Source organism: Allobosea sp. 47.2.35, from assembly GCF_024655635.1.
Taxonomy (GTDB): Bacteria; Pseudomonadota; Alphaproteobacteria; order Rhizobiales; family Beijerinckiaceae; genus Allobosea.
Map to the genome: position 1 here is coordinate 1 of NZ_JANLGI010000036.1, position 18062 is coordinate 18062.

The following is an 18062-nucleotide window of genomic DNA, read 5'->3' on the forward strand; positions in this document are numbered from 1 at the left end:
TGGAGAACGAGGGCATCGTCGGACCCGCCAACCACGCAGGGAAAAGAGAGATCCTGGGGGAAGGTCCGCGTCAGCGCGACGACGAGGACTGAGTGGCGGCTGCAGCTCAATCCAGCAGGATCGACCTGATCTCCTGCCAGCTTGCCTCATCGGGCGCGCAGAGCAGCCCAGCGGGGCGCTCGGTCGGCGAATAGGGGCGGCCGTCGAGCAGTCGCGCATGGCCGCCAGCCTCGCTGTAAAGCAGCACGCCGGGCGCATGGTCCCAGGGGTTGAGCACGCCGTAGAGCAGGAATTGCAGGCGTCCCGCCGCGGCCAGCCGGTACTCCTGCCCGCAGCAGCGCAGCGAGCCGACTTCGAGGAAGGCGGGGAAGCGGCCGGGAAGCGTGCTGCGCAGCGGCTCCGGGAAATATTGCCAGCTCGCCATGCCGTTCATTTGCCGCGTCGCGACAGCCGGCGCGGCGTGCAGATCGCGGCTCGTCCCGTCCGCAGAACCCATCCAGGCGCCTTCGCCGCGCAGGGCCATGGCGCTGTCATCGGCCGTCGGATCATGGATCACCGCGGCAGCGATCTCGCCCCGGACGACGACCGCGGCCATCACAGCGAAGAGCGAGAGGTCGCTGGCATAGTTCAGCGTGCCGTCGATCGGGTCGATGACGAAGGCGAGTTCGGCTTGCTCCAGTTTCGTGAGGAGGGACGGGTCTTGCGTCACCGCCTCCTCGCCGATCATCGCCGCGCCCGGAAAGGCCCTGGCCAGCTCGGCGCAGATGAAGCGCTCGGCCGCCTCGTCGGCTTCCGTAACGACGTCGACCGGGTTCTGCTTGGCGCGGATATCGCCAGCCGCCAGGCGTCGGAAACGCGGCATCACCTCGCGTCGTGCCGCTTCGCGCAGGATGGCGTCGAGCCGCTCATGATCCTGCCGGGTGAAGATCATCCGAGATCGAACTCGACCAGGATGGGCTGGTGGTCCGAGGCCCGTGTCTCGATGTCGTAGACGATCGAGCGCGCCCGATCGGCGAGGTCCGGCGTCGCCAGCACGAAGTCGAGACAGCCCGGCGGGCCGTAGGTCTGGTCGCAGATGAAGGCGGAGGGTGGATGCGGCTCAGTGCCCTTCAACACCGGCCAGAGATCGACCAGCGGCGGAACATCGCCCTCGAACGGCGCGAGCAATTGCGCCAGCCCGGCATCATCAGGCCGCATGTTGAAATCGCCGGTCAGGATCGCGCTAGCGGCGTTCGGCGTCGGCGCGTAGGTGTGAGGGCCGGCTGCACGCGGCGTCGCCAGCCGCGCGGCAGCCATGCGATGGATCTGCCGGATGCCTTCGACCTGCGCGGCGCGCAGGACCGGCGAGGAGTATTCCAGGTGGGTCGTCATCACCCGGATCGGCCCGAAGGGTGTCTCGACCATGGCTTCGACCAGCACGCGCGGCATGTTACGCGTCGCCGCTGCTTCCCAGGGCAGGACATGGCGCAGCGCCTGCGCGACCGGCAATCGTGACAGGACGAGGTTGCCGAAGCGCTTGCGGCCGCCAGCACCGTCCGGAATATCGACGCCGATCGCCTCGATCGGGGTGAAGCCCGGCAGCAACTCGCTGAACAGGGCGAACTGGTCGGTGCGGTCATTGCCGTCGAGATCGGGGAAATTCGCCGCGACCTCCTGCAGGCAGAGCACGTCGAAATCCGCCATCTGCCGGGCGTGATCGATGATGCGGCGGGGATCGACCTTGTCGTCGACGCCACGGGCCCACTGGATGTTCCAGGTGATCAGCTTCATCGGCGTATCGCTACTTGATGCCCGCGCGCATGAAGCTCTGTACGAACTGGCGCTGGAACAACAGGAAGCCGACGAGCAAGGGCGCGGAGGTCATCAAGGTCGCCGCGCAGATCACCGCCCAGTCGATGCCCTGGTCGGCCGAGGAGAAGACCTGAAGGCCGACCGTCAATGGCCGCGACTCCACGGAATTGGTCACCAGCAGCGGCCAGAGGAAGTTGTTCCAGTGATAGCTGACCGAGACGAGGCCATAGGCGACATAGGTCGGCTTCGCGAGCGGCACATAGACCTTCATCAGCACCTGCAGCGGGCTCGCGCCCTCGACGCGGGCGGCGTCGTCGAGTTCCTTCGGCACGGTCTTGAAGGTCTGTCGTAGCAGGAAGATGCCGAAAGCCGAGGCGATATAGGGCAGGGCGATCGCCGGGATCGTGTCGATCAGGTTGACCTTGGCGAGCGTGCGGTAGTTCTCGACGATCAGCGCGTCCGGCATGATCATCAACTGGGCCAGGATCAGAACGAAGGCGACGTCGCGACCCCAGAAATCCTGCCGGGCCAGCGCATAGGCCGCGAGCGTCCCCAGCACGATCTGGAAGGCGAGGATCAGCGTGACCAGGATGAAAGTGTTCAGGAAATACCGGGCGAAGGGCGCCGCCGCCCAGGCGCGCGTGAAATTGTCGAGCGTCAGTGGCGCAGTCAGCACGAAGCGCGTGGTGTACTCCGCCGGATGGAACGCTGCCCAGACGGCATAGGCCAGCGGCAGCACCCAGATGAGCGCAAGCAGGATCGCGCCGGTCGATTCCAGCGTGAGTGCGAGGCCCTTCGGCGCGTAAGGGTCGGTCCGAGTCGCGGCCGGGGCGGGTTGCGTCGCAGCGCTCATTGATAATGCGTCCTGCGTTCGAGCCAGCCGTATTGAACGAAGGCGACGAGCGCGAGCAGCGCCAGCAACACGCAGGTCAGCGTCGCCGCATAGGCCGTGTCCCAGAAGCCGAATCCGACCTGGTAGATGTAGAACAGCAGGAGCGTCGTCGCGTTGTCCGGGCCGCCGCGCGTCATCACGAAGACATGGTCGACCATGCGGAAGGCGTTGATCACGGCATTGATCAGCACGAACAGCGTCGTCGGCATCAGGAGCGGGAACTGGATGCGCCGGAAGAAGGTCCAGCGCGAGGCGCCTTCGATCGCCGCCGCCTCGCCAAGACTGGGCGGGATCGCCTGCAGCGCAGCGAGATAGAAGATCATGAAGAAGCCAGCTTCCTTCCAGATCGCGACGATGGTGATGGCGTAGAGCGCGGTGTCCTGCGAGCCCAGCCAGTTGGTCGATCGCGCGCCGAACAGGCCGGTGATCTGCTCCAGCAGCCCATATTGCGGCGTGTAGAAGAACAGCCAGATATTGGCGACCGCGATCATCGGCAGGATCGTCGGCGTGAAGAAGGCCATGCGGACGAGCGTGCGGCCTGCGATCTTGTCGTTGACCCAGACCGCCATCAGCAGCGCCAGCGCGATCGAGGTCGGGATCGTGCCGAGCGCGAACCAGAGATTGTTGCTCATCGCCTTCCAGAAGATCGGGTCGGCGAGCATCTGCTGGTAGTTCTCGAGCCCGATGAAGCGCGCCGGGCGGCGCGCCTTCGGGGTCGAGTAGAAGCTTTCGATGAAGCTCGCGACCGCGGGCCAGTGCGTGAACAGGGCCAGGCAAGCCATGGCCGGCAGCAGGAGCAGCCAGCCATGGATCGTCGCGGTCGCGCGGTTCGTCATCTGGGCGGGGTCAGCGATAGGCCTTGAGGATGCGCTCGGCCTCGGCCTGCGCGTCCTCCATCGCCTTTTGCGGCGTCTTCGTGCCGGTCAGCGCCGCCTGCAGCCCGTCGTTCAGCGCCTTGGTGACGCGCTGGTTCTCATGAGTCGAGAGTTCGGCCACCGCGCTCGGCAACTGGTCGCGCGCGACCAGCGCCTGCGGGAAGTCGGCGACGTATTTCTTCATCGCCTCGGTCTCGTAGGAGGCCGGCGTCACCGCGACATAGCCGGTCTCGGCGCTCCACTGCGCCGCGCGCTCGGGCGTGGTGATCCAGCGCACGAACTTGAAGGCGGCTTCCTGCTCGGCCTTGGTCGCCTTCTTCGAGAGGTAGAAGTTGCCGCCGCCGGTCGGGCTGCCCGGCTTCTTGCCGGCCGGCAGCACCGCGACGCCGAAGGGGAACTTGGCGTTGGCGCGGACATTGGTCAGGTTGCCGGTGGTGGTCCACATCATCGCGACCTTCCGCTCGAAGAAGTCGCGCGGCGTGGTGCCCCATTCGACGATGCCGGGCGGATGGACCTTGTGCTTCTGCGCCAGATCGACCCAGTACTGCAGCGCCTCGACCACGCCCGGATTGGCATAATCGGTCTTGTCGCCGGCCGGGTTGGCAAGGATCGCGCCGGCCTGCGTCGAGAGGCCCTGGAACAGCCAGTAGGGGAAGCCGGAGGAGGGGATCTGGATGCCCCATTGCGTGACGTTGCCGGCGGCGTCGCGCTTGGTCAGCTTCTGCGCGAATTCGAGCTGCTCGGCCCAGGTCTTCGGCGGCCGCTCGGGATCGAGGCCGGCTTCCTTGAACAGCTCCTTGTTCCAGTAGAGCACCACGGTCGAGCGCTGGAACGGAATGCCCCAGGTCTTTCCGCCGGTCTGGCTGTTTTCCATGAAGCCGGGGAAGAAGCTCGAAAGCCACTTCTTGTCCTCGTCGGTCTTGATGAAGTCGTCGAAGGGCACGATCGCCTCTTCGTCGATCAGCGTATACATGTCGGTCGAGAGCAGGACCGAGAGCACCGGCGGCGTGCCGCTCTTATGTGCGGTCAGCGCCTTGACGATGGTCTCCTGATAGGTGCCGGCATAGATCGGCTTCAGCTTGATCGAGGGGTTCTCCTTCTCGAAGCCGGCGGCATAGGCGTCGATCAGCTTGGTGATCGGCCCGCCGACGGCGACCGGATAGAAGAACGAGAGCTCGGTGGCGCCCTGCGCGCGGGCGATGCCGGGTAGCGCGGTCGCGCCCGCAAGGGCGGCCGTACCGCCAAGAAATTCACGCCTGTCCATGATGTCCTCTCTCCCGTGTTGGGATGGTCCGCACGCCCGACGCTCCGGCCGGTTCAGTTGCGAACCACCTTCTGTTCCGACGCCTGATCGAACCAGTGCAGCGCCGATTGTGACAACGTGATGTAAATCTGTTCGCCGGCTGCTGCCCGCACTTTTCCGGGCCGCTTGACGATGAAGGAATGGCCGTCGATGCGGGTTTCCAGCAGCGTGTCGGAGCCGAGATATTCGACCGCGACGACATCGGCGGCGACGCCGCTGCCGGTGATCTCCACCATCTCCGGGCGGATACCGACCGCAAGGCTGGCGGGATCGAGACCATCAGGAGCGCTGATCGCACCGCCGCGCGCCTGCACGGTCGCCAGCGGCAGCACGTTCATTGGCGGCGTGCCGACGAAGCGGGCCGCGAAGATCGTCGCGGGGTTCTCGTAGAGCACGTCCGGCGGAGCATCCTGCTCGATCCGGCCGTTGCGCATCAGCACGACCTGGTCGGCCATCGTCATGGCCTCGACCTGGTCATGCGTGACATAGACCATGGTCATGCCGAGTCGCTGCTGCAATTCACGGATCTCGCGGCGCATCTCGACGCGCAATTGGGCGTCGAGATTGGAGAGCGGCTCGTCCATCAGGCAGACCGGCGCCTCGGCGACGATGGCGCGGCCGAGCGCGACGCGCTGCTGCTGGCCGCCGGAGAGCTGCGAGGGCTTGCGCTCCAGCAGGGCGGATAAGCCGAGTATCGAAGCGGCGCGCGCGAGGCGTTCGTCACGCTCGGCCCGCGAGACCTTGCGAACCTTGAGCCCGAACAGGATGTTCTCGGCCACGCTCAGATGCGGAAACAGCGCATAGTTCTGGAAGACCATGGCGATGCCGCGCTGCGAGGGCGAGGCATGGGTGACGTTTCGCCCGCCGATCTCGATCGTGCCGCTGCTGGTATCCTCGAGGCCGGCGATCAGCCGCAGCGTCGTCGATTTGCCGCAGCCGGAGGGGCCGAGCAGCGCGACGAGATTGCCGCCTTCGACGGTGAAGCTGATGGCATCGACGGCGGCCGTGCCACCCCAGGTCTTCGAAACCGTCTTCAGCGCTACAGAAACCATTCGCGATCCGGTGAGCCGAGGCCATGTTGAGCCGGCACAGCAATAGCCTGTCGCCAGCGTGAAGTCAGCGCGACCATGACGCGAAAATTCTTTTGCGCACAAGAGGCGGCCTGCCGGCTGACGGACCCGGCCCCGAGGAAACGCGTTGCCTCGATTGTTGCCGCGTCAGGCTGGCAGCCCGCCATGGCGCCGGACGAAGGCGAGGGCCGTCTCCCAGGCACCGGCATTGGCCTCGGCATTGGCGGTGGGCGTGCCGCCCATCGTCGTGGCAATGCCGCTGACCGGATGGCGATGGGCGATGCGCGTCGCCGGTGTATGGGGAAACAGGATGGAATGGCCGGCTGAGGGCCAGTTCTTCCAGATAACCTCGTGCGGATGTCCGGCCGCGCGCAGGCTCGACTGCACGATCAGCGAATAGAGGTCGGAGGGCCAGGCGCCGTCGTCACCGCCGGACAGCAGTAGCACCGGCCCGGCGATCCGCTCGACCGGGATGCGGGCGCGGGCCATGGCGGCGGGGTCGCCGAGCGCGGTTCGCATCGCATCGGCATTGCGGCGCGTATCGGTCGCCTCGTCATAGGGCTTCCAGCTTGCCGTGGCGTTGTCCTGCCATTGATGGACGAGCGGCTGGCCGTCCAGCGTCCAGCCGGGGCCGTCGCGGCCAAGCCCTGGAGCCGGATCGGCCGCAGCTTGGCCGCTATGGACGAAGGCGCTCGGGACATAGCCCAGCACCGCCGAGACCTTGTCGGGGAAGGTCGCGCCGAGCAGGAGCGCGAGCTCGCCGCCGCGCGATTGCCCGGCGACAGCGACGAAGTCGTTCTTTGGCCGCACGCGGGCGCGCAGCCAGTCCAGTCCTCGGGCGAAATATTCCAATGGCGTGTTAGAGATGTATTTCGGCAGGCCGGGCGCGCCGAAATAGCCGAGCGCCAGCGCCGCGACCCCGCGCGAGGCCCAGAGCGAGGCGCGCGGCTCGTTGATGCCGCCGCCCGAGCCGTTGAGGATCATGATCGCCGGGTACGGGCCAGCGCCAGCCGGCAGGAACAAGGTTCCGACGAGCCCATCCTCGGCGAGTGGGTGCCGCGTGACGCCTTCGGCCATCAGAATCTGGCTGAATTGCCCGGAGGCGATCGTCTCATCGCCGATTTCGGCGGTGAGCGTGGTTTCGAGCGGGCGGGACAGTTCGGCCGGAAACAGCTCGCCTTCACCAGTCTGCGCCCAGACCAGCCCCATCGCCGCGACGCCCGCGTAATCGCCGCGCAAGGGCGCATCGCGTTCGAGGTCGACGCTGCCATCGGCTCCGGCCGCGAACACCGCCTGCGCCCGCCAGAGATGACCGTCGCGCGGAGTTTCCGCGCTGATGGTCACCTCTGCGCCCACAGGCAGCCCGGTCAGGGCGATCCGGCGGGGCACGTCGATCAGGTCGATGGCGGGGCTGATCGCGAAGGCGGCGGGCATGGCGGTGTCCTTACTTGGCCCTACTTGGCCTTGCTGACCTGCATCGCGACGGTGCGGTCGCTGTGCCAGGGCACGACCTTCAGGTCCGGCCGGCTCGCCCAGATGTTCTTGTAGTGGTAGAGCGGCATGATCCCGACATCGTCCATCACGACCTTGACCGCGTCCTTGATGATCGCCTCGCGCTTGGCGTCGTCGAATTCGGCGCTGGCTTTGGCGAGGGCCTCGTCCAGCTTCGGGTTGCTGTAGCGGCCCCAGTTGGAGGCACCCAGCCCCTTGGCCGGATCGACGGTCGCGAGGATCGCCAGCATCGCATAGGTGCCCTCGCCGGTGCCGTTGCCCCAGCCGATCATGCTCATCGCGTATTCGTTCTTGTTGGCCGCGCCGGAATAGACCGAGAAGGGCACGACCTCGACCTGCGTCTCGACGCCGATTCGGGTCCAGAACTGCGCGATCGCCTGCGCGGTCTCCGGCGCCAGCGGATAGCGCTCGCCCGGCACATGCATGGTCAGCTTGAAGCCGTTGGGGTAGCCGGCCTCAGTCAGCAGCGCCTTGGCCTTGTTGGGATCGACGTCGATCTTCGAGCGGTCGGGATCGTAGCCGAAGCTGCCGGCCGGCATCCACTGCGTCGCCACCGTGACGCCGCCGCGCGCGACGCGGTCGGCGATCGCCTCGCGGTTGATCGCCATGTTGAGCGCCTTGCGGACGCGGACATCGAGCAGCGGGTTCTTCTCGAGCGGCTTGCCGGCCTTGTCGGTGAGGAATTTGGATGGGTTCGGGTTGAAGCTCGGCTGCATGATCAGCGCGCGCAGGCCGGGATAGGACCAGACCTTGACCTTCGGGTTCTTCTCCAGCTTCTCGATATCGGAGAAGGAGACCTTGTCGATGACGTCGACATCGCCCGACAGCAGGGCGGCGGTGCGCGCCGCCGGGTTGGCGATATAGCGGTAGTTGACCTTCTCCCATTCGGGCTTCGGGCCCCAGAAGCGTTCGTTGCGCTTCATCTCGATGCGGTCGCCGGGCGTGTAGCTGACGAAGGAATAGGGCCCCTCGGTGACCATCGCCTTGCCGCTGTTGTAGTCGTCGGTCGTGGCGCTCTGGCCGATATGCTTGCTGACGATGTAGATGCTGGAGATGTTGATCGGCAGCAGCGGATCGGGCGCGCGGCTGGTGATCACCAGCGTATGCGCGTCCTTGATCTCGACCTTGGCGACATTGCGCAGGAAGCCCTTGTAGCTCGCGACCGTGCCCGGCACGTTCTGGGCGCGCTCGTAGGAGAAGGCGATATCCTCGGCCGTGACCGGCTTGCCGTCGCTCCAGACCGCGTTCTCGCGCAGCTTGAACTCCCAGGTATTGGGCGCAAGGTTCTTCCAGGATGCGGCGATGTCGGGCACCACGCCGCCCTCGGTCTTCTGCGCGACGAGGCGGGACCAGAAATGCTGCGAGACCGAATGGTCGCCGGCATGGTTGTTGAGTTGCGGGTCGATCGCCGAGACCGGGTCGGCAAAGGCGATGCGCAGGTCCTCCGCGCTGGCGGCGCCCGCGGCGACGATCAGCGCAGCCGAGAGGGCGAAGGTGCTCAGTTTGGTCGTCATGCGATCTCTCCTGTTTGCGCGCGGGCCGGGGCCGCTGCGACGTCGTTGAGGTGGCAGGCAGAACGGTGGCCCGGCACGATTTCGCGCAGGGCAGGTCTTTCGATGCGGCAGCGGTCGAAGGCGGCCGGGCAGCGCGGGTGGAAATGGCAGCCGGGCGGCGGCGCGGCCGGGCTCGGGATCTCGCCCTTGACCGGCGCATAGACACGCCGCCGCTGCTTCAGGTCGGGAATCTCCGCCAGCAGCCCCTGCGTATAGGGATGGTTCGGATGGGCGAAGAACCGGGCGGCTGGCGCATCCTCGACGATGCGGCCGAGATACATGATCACGACGCGGTCGGCGATGTGCTGGACGACGCGCAGGTCGTGGCTGATGAAGAGATAGGTCAGGTCGAGCTCGCGCCGGAGCTGCATGAACAGGTTGAGGATCTGCGCCTGGATCGAGACGTCAAGCGAGGCGACGGACTCGTCGCAGACCAGGAAGCGCGGCTGCAGCGCGAGCGCGCGGGCGATCGAGATGCGCTGGCGCTGGCCGCCGGAGAACTGGTGCGGGAAGCGCTGGCGTAAGGCCGGATCGAGCCCGGCCCGGCGCATCTGCGCGCAGATATAATCGTCGATCTCGGACCGGCTCGCGATGCCGTGGACGAGCGGCGCCTCGCCGATCGCTTCTGCCACCCGCATGCGCGGGTTGAGGCTCGCCTGCGGGTCCTGGAAGATCAGCTGCACGTCGCGATGGACCGAGCGGTCGCCTTGCGGCGAGCGCCCGAAGACCGCGACCTCGCCGGTGCTCGGCGGCAGCAGGCCCGCGGCGATGCGCCCGAGCGTCGACTTGCCCGAGCCGGATTCGCCGACGAGCCCGACGAATTCGCCGGCCGGGATGGTCAAATCGATGCCGTCGAGCGCCCGGATGATCGGCTGGCGCTTCGCCAGATGCAGCTTGACCGCAAGCCCGTCCGGCCGGCCGAAATGCCGGGTCAGCTTGCGCGTCTCCAGCGCGGGAGCGGAGGAAGTGCCGGTCACGGTCATGCCGACACCTCGGCGGCCGAGGCGGGGCCGGATAGCGGATGGAAGCAGCGCAGGCGGTGTGCGCTGTCCGTGAAGGCCGGCTGGCGCTCGCAGGCGTCGTCACGGCGGGCGCAGCGCGGCCCGAAGGCGCAGCCTGGGGGCGGGTCGACCATGTCCGGCGTCGTGCCGGGAATCTGCACCAGCATCGAGCCCGGCGCGCTCGCTCCCGGCAGGCTGCCGATCAGCCCGGCCGTATAGGGATGGCTCGGCCGGTCGAGCACGGCATCGACGCCGCCCTGCTCGACGATGCGGCCGGCATACATCACCGCGATCTCGTCGGCGATACCGGCGATCACCGAGAGATCATGCGTGATCCAGAGCAGGGCGGTGCCGCTTTCGCGGGTGAGCTGCTGCACCTCGGCCAGGATCTGCGCCTGGATCGAGACGTCGAGCGCGGTCGTCGGCTCGTCGGCGATGATCAGGTCGGGCTTGTTGATCAGGGCTATCGCGATGGCGACGCGCTGGCGCATGCCGCCCGAGAGCTGGTGCGGGAAGGCGTCGAGCCGGGCTTCCGGGCTCGGGATGCCCATGGTGCCGAGCAGGTCCCGTGCCCGGATGCGAGCCGACGCGTCGTCGATCGTTTCATGCGCCCGGATCGTCTCGATCATCTGCGTGCTGATCCGCAGTACCGGGTTCAGCGTCATCATCGGGTCCTGGAAGACCATGGCGATGCGGTTGCCGCGCAAGGAGCGCATCGCCTCCTCGTCGAGCTTCGTCAGGTCCTGCCCGCGGAACAGGATTTCGCCGCCGACGACCTGGCCGGGCGGGTCGATCAATCCCATGATCGAGAATCCGGTGACGGACTTGCCCGAGCCGCTCTCGCCGACGAGGCCGAGCGTCTCGCCGGCCCGCAAGGTGAAGGAGACGTCGCGCACGGCGTCGAGATCGCCGCGATCGGTGCGGAAGCGGGTGCGCAGGTTGCGGAGTTCGAGCAGCGGCGCGGTCATTTCAGCGCCCTCGGGTCGAGGACCTCGCGCAGGCGGTCGCCGACGAGATTGATCGCGACGATCGCCGTCAGCAGCGTCAGGCCGGGGAAGAAGCTGATCCAGTATTCGCCGGAGAGCATGAACTGAAAGCCGTTGGCGATCAGCAGGCCGAGCGAGGGCTGCGTTACCGGCGCGCCTAGTCCGAGGAAGGAGAGCGTCGCCTCCAGCGTGATGGCGCGAGCGACCTGCAGTTCGGCAGGACATGGCGCAGCAGGATGCGCGAGGTCGGCAGGCCCAGCCCCCGTGCGGCTTCGAAATAGTCGCGCTTGCGCTCGACCAGCGCCTGGGCGCGGGCCGTGCGGGCGTAATAGGCCCATTCCAGCAGGACCAGCGTCAGCACGACATTGCCGATGCCCTTGCCGAGCAGTGCCAGCATCAGCAGCGCGACCAGGATCGAGGGCAGCGACATCAGGAGATCGACGAGCCGCATGATCAGCGCGTCGATCAGCCCGCCGCTCCAGGCCGCGATCAGTCCGAGCAGGATGCCGATGATGCCGGCGAGCACCGCCGAGCCGACGCCGACGGTAAGGCTTGTCCGGAGCCCGTAGAGGATGGCCGAGAACAGGTCGCGGCCCTGCCCGTCGGTGCCCAGCAAGTAGGTGATGTCGCCGGTCGACGACACGGAGCCCGGCGTCATCCGGGCGTCGAGCACGTCGATGGCGGCGAGATCGAACGGGTTCTGCGGCGCGATCTGCGGCGCGAACACGGCGCCGATGACGAGCAAGGTCATCAGGCTAAGCCCGATCCAGGCGGAGGGCGCGCGCAGGAAGCGGCGGAGCGCGCTGCTCGATGGGCGGCGGGCGGAAGCGGCGGCGGGAACCGTGGTCATGCCGAGGCCTCCTCGCGGACGCGCGGATCGAGCACGCGATAGAGAATGTCGATGATGAGGTTGATGATGACGAAGAGCGTCACCACGACCAGCAGATAGGCCATCACCACCGGCCGATCGAGCGCGTTGATGCTGTCGAGGATGAGCTTGCCCGAGCCCGGCCAGGCGAAAATGCTCTCGGTCACCACGGCGAAGGCGATGGTCGAGCCGAGTTCGAGCCCGAGCACGGTGACCAGCGGGATCATGATGTTGCGCAGGATATGCATCATCACGATCCGGCCGCGGCGCAGGCCCTTGGCCCGCGCGAAGCGGACATAGTCGAGCGGCAGGACCTCGCGCACGCCGGCCCGCGTCAGGCGGATCACCAGCGAGACCTTGAACAGCGACAGGTTGATCGCCGGCAAGAGCAGGTGGCGCCAGCCGTTGAGCGTCAGGAAGGACCATTCGACACCGAAGACGTGCACTGTCTCGCCGCGCCCGCTTGCCGGGAGCCAGCCCAACGAGACGCTGAAGGTCATGATCAGCAGGAGGCCTACCCAGAAGGTCGGCAGCGAGAAGCCGAGGATGCTGCCGGTCTGGATCAGCTTGGAGAGCAGGCGCTCGGGATAGAGCCCGGCATAGAGCCCTAGCGGCACGCCGATGATGACCGCGAAGATCATCGCGGCGAAGGCGAGTTCCAACGTCGCCGGCAGGCGCTGCAGGATCAGCGTCACGGCGGGCACGTTGTAGACGAAGCTGCGGCCGAGATCGCCCTGCAGGGCGCTGCCGACGAAGTTCAGGTATTGCTCCCAGAGCGGCCGGTCGAGGCCGAGCCGCGCCACGAGTTCGGCCCGGTCGATCTGGGTCGCGTCCGGTGCCAGCAGCAGGTCTGCGGGGTTGCCGACCGCATGCAGCCCGAGGAAGACCACGAGCGACATGGCGAAGATCACGAGGAGCGCCTGCGCGACGCGCTGGAGCAGCCAGCCGAGCATCAGACCGGCACCTTCGCGGGTTCGGGCAGGATCGGCACCCATTCGTCGCCGAAGATTTCGGGCTCCGAGTACTCCTGGCCACGCTGGAAGTGGACCTCGATATCCTCGCGGAAGAGACTGGAGGCGATGGCCTGCGACAGCCGCTCGGCGCCGTCGCTGATCGCCGGGATATCGCCGGAGACCGTGCCGTGCGACATCATCGCGGGGTAGCAGAAGCAGTGGATGCGCTCGAGCCCGGGGCAGGTGCCGGGTAGTTTCGGCTGGAATTCGAAGGCGGGGCCGAGATCGGGCATGGCACTGAGGCTGGGTTCGGCATCAGCGGGCACGCCGCGATCGACCCAGTTGCGGGCGCTGGCTGCGATCTCCTTGAGGAAGGGCCGGCTGCCCCAATCGACCTTGAAGCCGGTCGAGAAGATCATGAAGTCGAAGCGCATCGTGCCGGCGCTGGTCTCGACCACGATCTCGTCGCCGTCCATCCGGGCCGAGATCAATGCGGTGCCCTGCCGGAAGAAGGCGTTGGGATGGCGCGAGACGCGCAGCACGCTGGCGCGTGGCGGCGGCACCTGCTCGCGGGCGATGTAGCTGTTGATCCGCCATTTCCAGGCGTCGGGCAGGTGGCGATAGCCGGCGATCGAGCCCGGATGGCCCATGCCCTTGCCGCGGTTGATGCGGGGGATGTCGCGGCGGCGGATCAGGAGATCAACGCTCGCCGCGCCGGCTTCGAGCGCCGTGCCGGCGCTGTCCATCGCCGAGGCCCCGGCACCGATCACAGCGACGCGTTTGCCGCGCAGCAGGGCGTAGTCGTTATCGTCGGAGGAGTGTGCCCAGCGCTCGCGCGGCAGGCTCTCCGCGATCTCCGGCACAGCCGGGCCGCCGAGTCCGTCGCGGCCGGTCGCGAGCACGACATGGCGGGCGAGCACGCGCCGGTGCTTGCCGGCGGCGTCGATCTCCAGCGTCGCATGCTCGGGGCCGGGATGGATCATCGCGATCTCATGGCCGTTGCGGACATCGAGAGCGAGAACCTCACGGAACCAGCGCAGATAGTCCATCCACATCAGCCGCGGGATCTTGTCGAGCGCCTCCCAGTCGGCGGCGCTGAACTGCGCCTCGAACCAGGCGCGGAAGGTCAGCGAGGGGATGCCGAGCGCCGGCCCCGTCAGCGTCTTCGGCGAGCGCAATGTCTCCATCCGCGCCGTGGTCGCCCAGGGGCCTTCGAAGCCCTGCGGCCGGCGGTCGAAATTGACGGCGCGCAGGCCGATATTGCGGAAGGCAGCGGCTGCCGCGAGCCCGGCCATGCCGGCGCCGATGATCGCGACGTCGAGCACCGGCTCGCCATCGACGCTGCGTTCAGGCACCCAGGGCGCGGCCGGCAGGGTCAGCAGTTCCAGCTCGCGGGCGACGCGGCGGTTCAGCGCTTCCAGCCCTTCCGGCGCCCCGGCCTGGTTCGTCGTCACAGCCGCGTCTCCTGTTTGTTCAGCGAGGCGAGGAGCGCGTGGTGCTCTTCGGGCGGAATCAGGGTGAAATCGGCGATCCGCTTCTGCGCGCTTGCCTGGAGCGCGGCGATCAGGTCGCGGGCCTTGTCGGAGATGGCGGCGCCACGCGCCGTGACGACGCCGAAGCAATAGGGGATCGAGGTCGCCAGCGGCAGGACGCGGATACCGGGCGTCGGATTGCCGGTCAGCGTCAGCGGTTCGATGATCGCGATGCCCGCGCCGGCCCGAATGAAGGACAGCACATTCATGGTCGAGGTCGTCCGGATTCTGACCCGGACATCGATGCCGGCCGTGTGGAGCGCCGCACGGATGCGCGCCGGAAAGCCGCGGCGCAGCGACATGCTGACGAGGTCCCGCCCGGCGAGGGCATGAAGATCGATCGGCCCTTCGATTTGGGCGAGCGGATCGGTTTCGGGCACGGCGAGCACGCAAGGTGCGGTGCCCAGCCATTCGAGCGCGAGGTCGCGGTGCAGCAGCGGCGCGCTGGTCGCGCCGAGCTGCGCATTGCCGGAGATCACCGCGTTCTGCACGCGGTCGGGATTCTCGACCTCGATCGCGAGCCGCGGCGCCTCCGCCCCGTTCCAGGCATCGGTGAGCAGGCCGAAGGCGAGCGAGGACACCGCCGATATCCGGATCGGCGGCTCGGCCTCGCCGATTACCTCGCGGGCGCGCTCCCACAGATTCACGAAGCCGGCCAGCGCCCGCTCGACATCGTCGCGCAGCACCATGCCCTTCTGCGTCAGCACCAGCCGCTGGCCGACGCGCTCGAACAGCGGTTGGCCGAGATCGCGCTCCAGCTCCTGGATCATCCGGCTGACCGAAGGCTGGGACACGCCCAGATGCTTCGCCGCCGCCGTCACGCTGCCGAGCGAGGCGACCTGCAGATAGGCTTCGAGGATCTTGAGGCGGCTCATCTCACCCGTCTTTGCGAACGGGGTCGCCGAGGATATGCATCAGCCGGTTGGCCCAGCCGAACAGGGCCGTGGACAGGATGAGATCGACGATCTCGGCCTCGTCCAGCCCGGCTTCGCGCAGGCGGGTGGTGTCGGCCTCGGTGACGGCCGGCGGCGATTGCGAGAGCTTGACGGAATAGTCGAAGATCGCCTGGTCGCGCGCCCCGAGTCTGGCCTTCTCGCCATTGGCGAACAACTCGTCGGTGACGGCGGTGTCCTTGCTGAGCTGGGCATGGCGCGCGGCATGCACGGCGGCGCAGTAGATGCAGCGATTGACGACGGAGGCGCCGATCGCCCCGAGCTCGCGCTCGGCCCGGCTCAATCCGCCGGGATCGTACATGATGCCGTTGAACAGCGGCGAGCGCACGTTGAGCGTTTCCGGATCATGCGCCAGCACGAGCACGTAATCCGAGACCTTGGTGTTGGAGGGCGTGACCTTCAGCGCGTCGAGCTGCTCGGGGCTCGCCTTGGCGAGATCGACCGGGGTAACCCGCGGCTGCCAGTCCGGCACGTTGCGAGTGAAGCGATGCACGACCCGGCTCATGCGGAGGCTCCCTTGAGAACCGCGAGCCCGGCAAGCACGCGGCACTGGTAGCTCATGAAGGCGTTGAGTTCGCAGAGCCGCACGATATCGGCCTCGGCCACGCCGGCCGTCTTGAGCGCCTCGATCTCCTCGGCCTGCACGGCACGCGGCTGCGTCGCGACCCGGTCCATGAAGACGATCACGCTGCGCTCCCGGTCATCGCGCCCGGCTGTATTGGGATCGGCGAGGCCGCGCAACGCCGGCTCGGTCACGCCGGCGAGATAATGTGCGGCAAGGTCCGGCAGTGCGTTCAGGGTCGCGATCCGCGCCGCGACGGCATGGCGCCAGTCGGACGGAAAACCGCCGGGATCGCGCGGGGCGATCACCGCGCCTTCGGCCTGCCGGCTCATCTCGAAGATATTGCTGCGCGACTGTGCGGCCGATGCAGCGGCGCCGAGCCAGGGAGAGGCCTCAGGGTTGGCGGGTTGGGCCATGGCAATCCCTTTCATGCATCAACTTCACTGCTTGATGCTTTAGATGAATGAAGCAACGAATTTGCGCTGCGTCAAGGAGCTTTGCCGGCAGCGTGGTAGGCTGAGCCGCTCCGGCGCCTGGTAGAGCTTTCGAACTCATTGGAGGGCCTGCGCGAGCAGGAGAATGCCGGTGGCGGCCATGGCCATACCGGTCGCTTCGGCAATCTGGGCTTTCGCCGGCAGCAGGCGCTCCGCCGTGACGGCGATCGTCACGCCGATCATCAACGGCAGGTCCATGACACCGCCCGCGATCAGGACCGCCATGGGCCCGACACAGGACGCGCAGCAGCGCAGGCCGAGGAGCGCGCCGGCCCGCAGTGCTTCCAGCGGACGAGGCCACTCAAGGAGCGCTTGAGGGGAGGCCGAGCGGCAGCTCGCGAGGAGATGTGCCTTCCAGCGGGAGAACTGCGAGAGCCCCGCGATCAGGACAAGAAGGCCACCTCCGATCGGGCCGAGGCGCCCAAGCGTGGGCCAGAGTATCGCGGCCTGTGCCAGCACCGCACCAGTGAGGAAGACAAGAAGGCCGAGGCCGGTCCAGACAGCGAAGTAGCTGGCGCCGACCATGGCCGCGAAGCTGCCGGGTCGGCTCGCTTCGGCCGTAAATGCCGCTCCCCGATAGCGCCACAGGACGGGTGTCAGCGAAGGCAGCATCATGGCGGCCATCATCACGAGCCACATGCCCATGAAGCAGGCGGCGGTCTCGAGCCAGGACTGGCCGCAGAGCGGTAGCCAAATGCCTGAGAGCAGCCAGCCGCCGGCCATCGGCACGGCGCCCATCGTCTCCATCGCCGCGCCGGACAGGACCGTGATGGCAACGGAAGCGGCGAAGAGCAGGCCGGCCGTTCCGAAAAAGACGAGTGCGGCCCCGCGTCGGGCCTTTCGACCGGACGCGGGACCCGTCTCGACATCTGTTCCAGCTACGCTCACGACGCCGCTTGGCGGGCGGCGTAGCGGTCGCGATGGAGCCACCACGGGCCCTGCGCCTCGTTGCGGCCCTTCGGTGCCCGGTCGAGCCAGGCATACATGCCCCAGACGCCGTCCACCCCGCGCGAATAGCTGGAATAGGTGTGGTAGATCGCGCCATTCTCGCGGATGAAGGCGCTCATGCCCGGCCGGTCGCGGTGATAGGTCGGCACGTCCACGCCGGACATCGCGGCGAGCGAGCGCTCGATCTCGTTGCCGGAGGTCCGCCACTCGAATTTCGGCTTGTGGCGGAAATTGTAGTCGATGCCCTGCGTCCGCTCCTGCATCTCGGTGAAGGAGACGTTGTAGTCGAAATTGAAGTCGGTCTGGCCGGACGAGGCCCAGGGGAAGCTCCAGTCCATCCGCTCGCGGAAGGCGAGCAGCTTGTCGATCGGCGCCCGCGAGATCGCCCAGAACATCACGTCGTGATTGGCGAGATGCGTGGCCGATCCGTTGAACCCGTCGGCGATCGCCGAACAGGACGGGCAGCCGGCCGTGTAGTCCGGCCCGAACATGAAATGGTAGACGAGGAGCTGCGAGCGCCCCTGGAAGAGGTCGACGAGCGAGGCGTCGCCCTGCTCGGTCTGGAAGAGATAGTCCTTCTCGACCTTGACCCAGGGCAGGGCCTGCCGTCGCTCGGCCAAGGCGTCGCCCTGCCGTGTATAGGCCTTCTCGGCCTCCAGCAGTTCGAGCCGGGCGGCGAGCCATTCCTCGCGTGTTCCGATCGCATGACTGGTCATGGTGTTTCACTCCTGTCGTCGGATGTCCGCACCGCTTCGACACTCGATGCGGC

Annotated in this window: 17 protein-coding genes and 1 pseudogene; all 18 read right to left on the reverse strand. The window is 67.4% G+C overall.

The features are described 5' to 3' along the window. Positions 1–106 precede the first annotated feature (106 nt). The gene (locus NUV79_RS24130; protein WP_257735617.1) at positions 107–931 is read right to left on the reverse strand and encodes an inositol monophosphatase family protein; all 825 of its coding nucleotides are present in this window, start codon (positions 929–931) and stop codon (positions 107–109) included. Further along, complete coding sequence (locus NUV79_RS24135; RefSeq protein ID WP_257735618.1) at positions 928–1770, reverse strand: endonuclease/exonuclease/phosphatase family protein; 843 nt, start codon at positions 1768–1770, stop codon at positions 928–930. The genes NUV79_RS24130 and NUV79_RS24135 overlap by 4 nt, the downstream gene beginning before the upstream one ends. A 10-nt stretch (positions 1771–1780) precedes the next feature. After that, positions 1781–2644, reverse strand: coding sequence for a carbohydrate ABC transporter permease (locus NUV79_RS24140; RefSeq protein WP_257735619.1), 864 nt, complete (start codon positions 2642–2644; stop codon positions 1781–1783). Next, on the reverse strand, positions 2641–3519 hold the full coding sequence (locus NUV79_RS24145; protein WP_257735620.1) for a carbohydrate ABC transporter permease: 879 nt from the start codon (positions 3517–3519) through the stop codon (positions 2641–2643). The genes NUV79_RS24140 and NUV79_RS24145 overlap by 4 nt, the downstream gene beginning before the upstream one ends. Positions 3520–3529: 10 nt before the next feature. After that, complete coding sequence (locus NUV79_RS24150) at positions 3530–4822, reverse strand: ABC transporter substrate-binding protein (RefSeq protein WP_257735621.1); 1293 nt, start codon at positions 4820–4822, stop codon at positions 3530–3532. 53 nt (positions 4823–4875) lie between these two features. Next, positions 4876–5913, reverse strand: coding sequence for an ABC transporter ATP-binding protein (locus NUV79_RS24155; RefSeq protein ID WP_257735622.1), 1038 nt, complete (start codon positions 5911–5913; stop codon positions 4876–4878). A 165-nt stretch (positions 5914–6078) separates the two neighbouring features. Continuing rightward, on the reverse strand, positions 6079–7365 hold the full coding sequence (locus tag NUV79_RS24160) for an acyl-CoA thioester hydrolase/BAAT C-terminal domain-containing protein (RefSeq protein ID WP_257735623.1): 1287 nt from the start codon (positions 7363–7365) through the stop codon (positions 6079–6081). 20 nt (positions 7366–7385) lie between these two features. Then, on the reverse strand, positions 7386–8957 hold the full coding sequence (locus NUV79_RS24165; protein ID WP_257735624.1) for an ABC transporter substrate-binding protein: 1572 nt from the start codon (positions 8955–8957) through the stop codon (positions 7386–7388). Next, positions 8954–9979 (reverse strand): ABC transporter ATP-binding protein, encoded by a 1026-nt coding sequence (locus tag NUV79_RS24170; RefSeq protein WP_257735625.1) that lies wholly within the window; start codon positions 9977–9979, stop codon positions 8954–8956. The genes NUV79_RS24165 and NUV79_RS24170 overlap by 4 nt, the downstream gene beginning before the upstream one ends. Further along, positions 9976–10965, reverse strand: a complete 990-nt coding sequence (locus tag NUV79_RS24175; protein WP_257735626.1) for an ABC transporter ATP-binding protein — start codon at positions 10963–10965, stop codon at positions 9976–9978. The genes NUV79_RS24170 and NUV79_RS24175 overlap by 4 nt, the downstream gene beginning before the upstream one ends. Continuing rightward, a pseudogene (locus tag NUV79_RS24180) lies at positions 10962–11833 on the reverse strand (ABC transporter permease). The gene NUV79_RS24175 and the pseudogene NUV79_RS24180 overlap by 4 nt, the downstream one beginning before the upstream one ends. After that, on the reverse strand, positions 11830–12804 hold the full coding sequence (locus NUV79_RS24185) for an ABC transporter permease (RefSeq protein ID WP_257735627.1): 975 nt from the start codon (positions 12802–12804) through the stop codon (positions 11830–11832). Before NUV79_RS24185 ends, NUV79_RS24180 begins: the two are co-directional and overlap by 4 nt. Further along, positions 12804–14258 (reverse strand): flavin-containing monooxygenase, encoded by a 1455-nt coding sequence (locus NUV79_RS24190; RefSeq protein ID WP_257735628.1) that lies wholly within the window; start codon positions 14256–14258, stop codon positions 12804–12806. The genes NUV79_RS24185 and NUV79_RS24190 overlap by 1 nt, the downstream gene beginning before the upstream one ends. Next, entirely contained in the window at positions 14255–15211 is a 957-nt protein-coding gene (locus NUV79_RS24195) for a LysR family transcriptional regulator (protein ID WP_257735629.1), read from the reverse strand. The genes NUV79_RS24190 and NUV79_RS24195 overlap by 4 nt, the downstream gene beginning before the upstream one ends. A 1-nt stretch (position 15212) precedes the next feature. Further along, a complete protein-coding gene (locus NUV79_RS24200) occupies positions 15213–15794 on the reverse strand; it encodes a peroxidase-related enzyme (protein WP_257735630.1) in 582 nt (193 codons plus the stop codon). Next, entirely contained in the window at positions 15791–16267 is a 477-nt protein-coding gene (locus NUV79_RS24205) for a hypothetical protein (protein ID WP_257735631.1), read from the reverse strand. The genes NUV79_RS24200 and NUV79_RS24205 overlap by 4 nt, the downstream gene beginning before the upstream one ends. Positions 16268–16402: 135 nt before the next feature. Continuing rightward, on the reverse strand, positions 16403–17083 hold the full coding sequence (locus tag NUV79_RS24210) for a DUF2182 domain-containing protein (protein WP_257735632.1): 681 nt from the start codon (positions 17081–17083) through the stop codon (positions 16403–16405). 146 nt (positions 17084–17229) lie between these two features. Continuing rightward, a complete protein-coding gene (locus NUV79_RS24215) occupies positions 17230–18009 on the reverse strand; it encodes a DUF899 domain-containing protein (RefSeq protein ID WP_257735633.1) in 780 nt (259 codons plus the stop codon). Positions 18010–18062 lie beyond the last annotated feature (53 nt).

What these genes read in the sequence shown, in the direction of transcription:
- NUV79_RS24130 (WP_257735617.1), bottom strand. Translation starts at nt 931, where the DNA reads ATGATCTTCACCCGGCAGGATCATGAGCGGCTCGACGCCATCCTGCGC.
- NUV79_RS24135 (WP_257735618.1), bottom strand. Translation starts at nt 1,770, where the DNA reads ATGAAGCTGATCACCTGGAACATCCAGTGGGCCCGTGGCGTCGACGAC.
- NUV79_RS24140 (WP_257735619.1), bottom strand. Translation starts at nt 2,644, where the DNA reads ATGAGCGCTGCGACGCAACCCGCCCCGGCCGCGACTCGGACCGACCCT.
- NUV79_RS24145 (WP_257735620.1), bottom strand. Translation starts at nt 3,519, where the DNA reads ATGACGAACCGCGCGACCGCGACGATCCATGGCTGGCTGCTCCTGCTG.
- NUV79_RS24150 (WP_257735621.1), bottom strand. Translation starts at nt 4,822, where the DNA reads ATGGACAGGCGTGAATTTCTTGGCGGTACGGCCGCCCTTGCGGGCGCG.
- NUV79_RS24155 (WP_257735622.1), bottom strand. Translation starts at nt 5,913, where the DNA reads ATGGTTTCTGTAGCGCTGAAGACGGTTTCGAAGACCTGGGGTGGCACG.
- NUV79_RS24160 (WP_257735623.1), bottom strand. Translation starts at nt 7,365, where the DNA reads ATGCCCGCCGCCTTCGCGATCAGCCCCGCCATCGACCTGATCGACGTG.
- NUV79_RS24165 (WP_257735624.1), bottom strand. Translation starts at nt 8,957, where the DNA reads ATGACGACCAAACTGAGCACCTTCGCCCTCTCGGCTGCGCTGATCGTC.
- NUV79_RS24170 (WP_257735625.1), bottom strand. Translation starts at nt 9,979, where the DNA reads ATGACCGTGACCGGCACTTCCTCCGCTCCCGCGCTGGAGACGCGCAAG.
- NUV79_RS24175 (WP_257735626.1), bottom strand. Translation starts at nt 10,965, where the DNA reads ATGACCGCGCCGCTGCTCGAACTCCGCAACCTGCGCACCCGCTTCCGC.
- NUV79_RS24185 (WP_257735627.1), bottom strand. Translation starts at nt 12,804, where the DNA reads ATGCTCGGCTGGCTGCTCCAGCGCGTCGCGCAGGCGCTCCTCGTGATC.
- NUV79_RS24195 (WP_257735629.1), bottom strand. Translation starts at nt 15,211, where the DNA reads ATGAGCCGCCTCAAGATCCTCGAAGCCTATCTGCAGGTCGCCTCGCTC.
- NUV79_RS24200 (WP_257735630.1), bottom strand. Translation starts at nt 15,794, where the DNA reads ATGAGCCGGGTCGTGCATCGCTTCACTCGCAACGTGCCGGACTGGCAG.
- NUV79_RS24205 (WP_257735631.1), bottom strand. Translation starts at nt 16,267, where the DNA reads ATGGCCCAACCCGCCAACCCTGAGGCCTCTCCCTGGCTCGGCGCCGCT.
- NUV79_RS24210 (WP_257735632.1), bottom strand. Translation starts at nt 17,083, where the DNA reads ATGGGCGCCGTGCCGATGGCCGGCGGCTGGCTGCTCTCAGGCATTTGG.
- NUV79_RS24215 (WP_257735633.1), bottom strand. Translation starts at nt 18,009, where the DNA reads ATGACCAGTCATGCGATCGGAACACGCGAGGAATGGCTCGCCGCCCGG.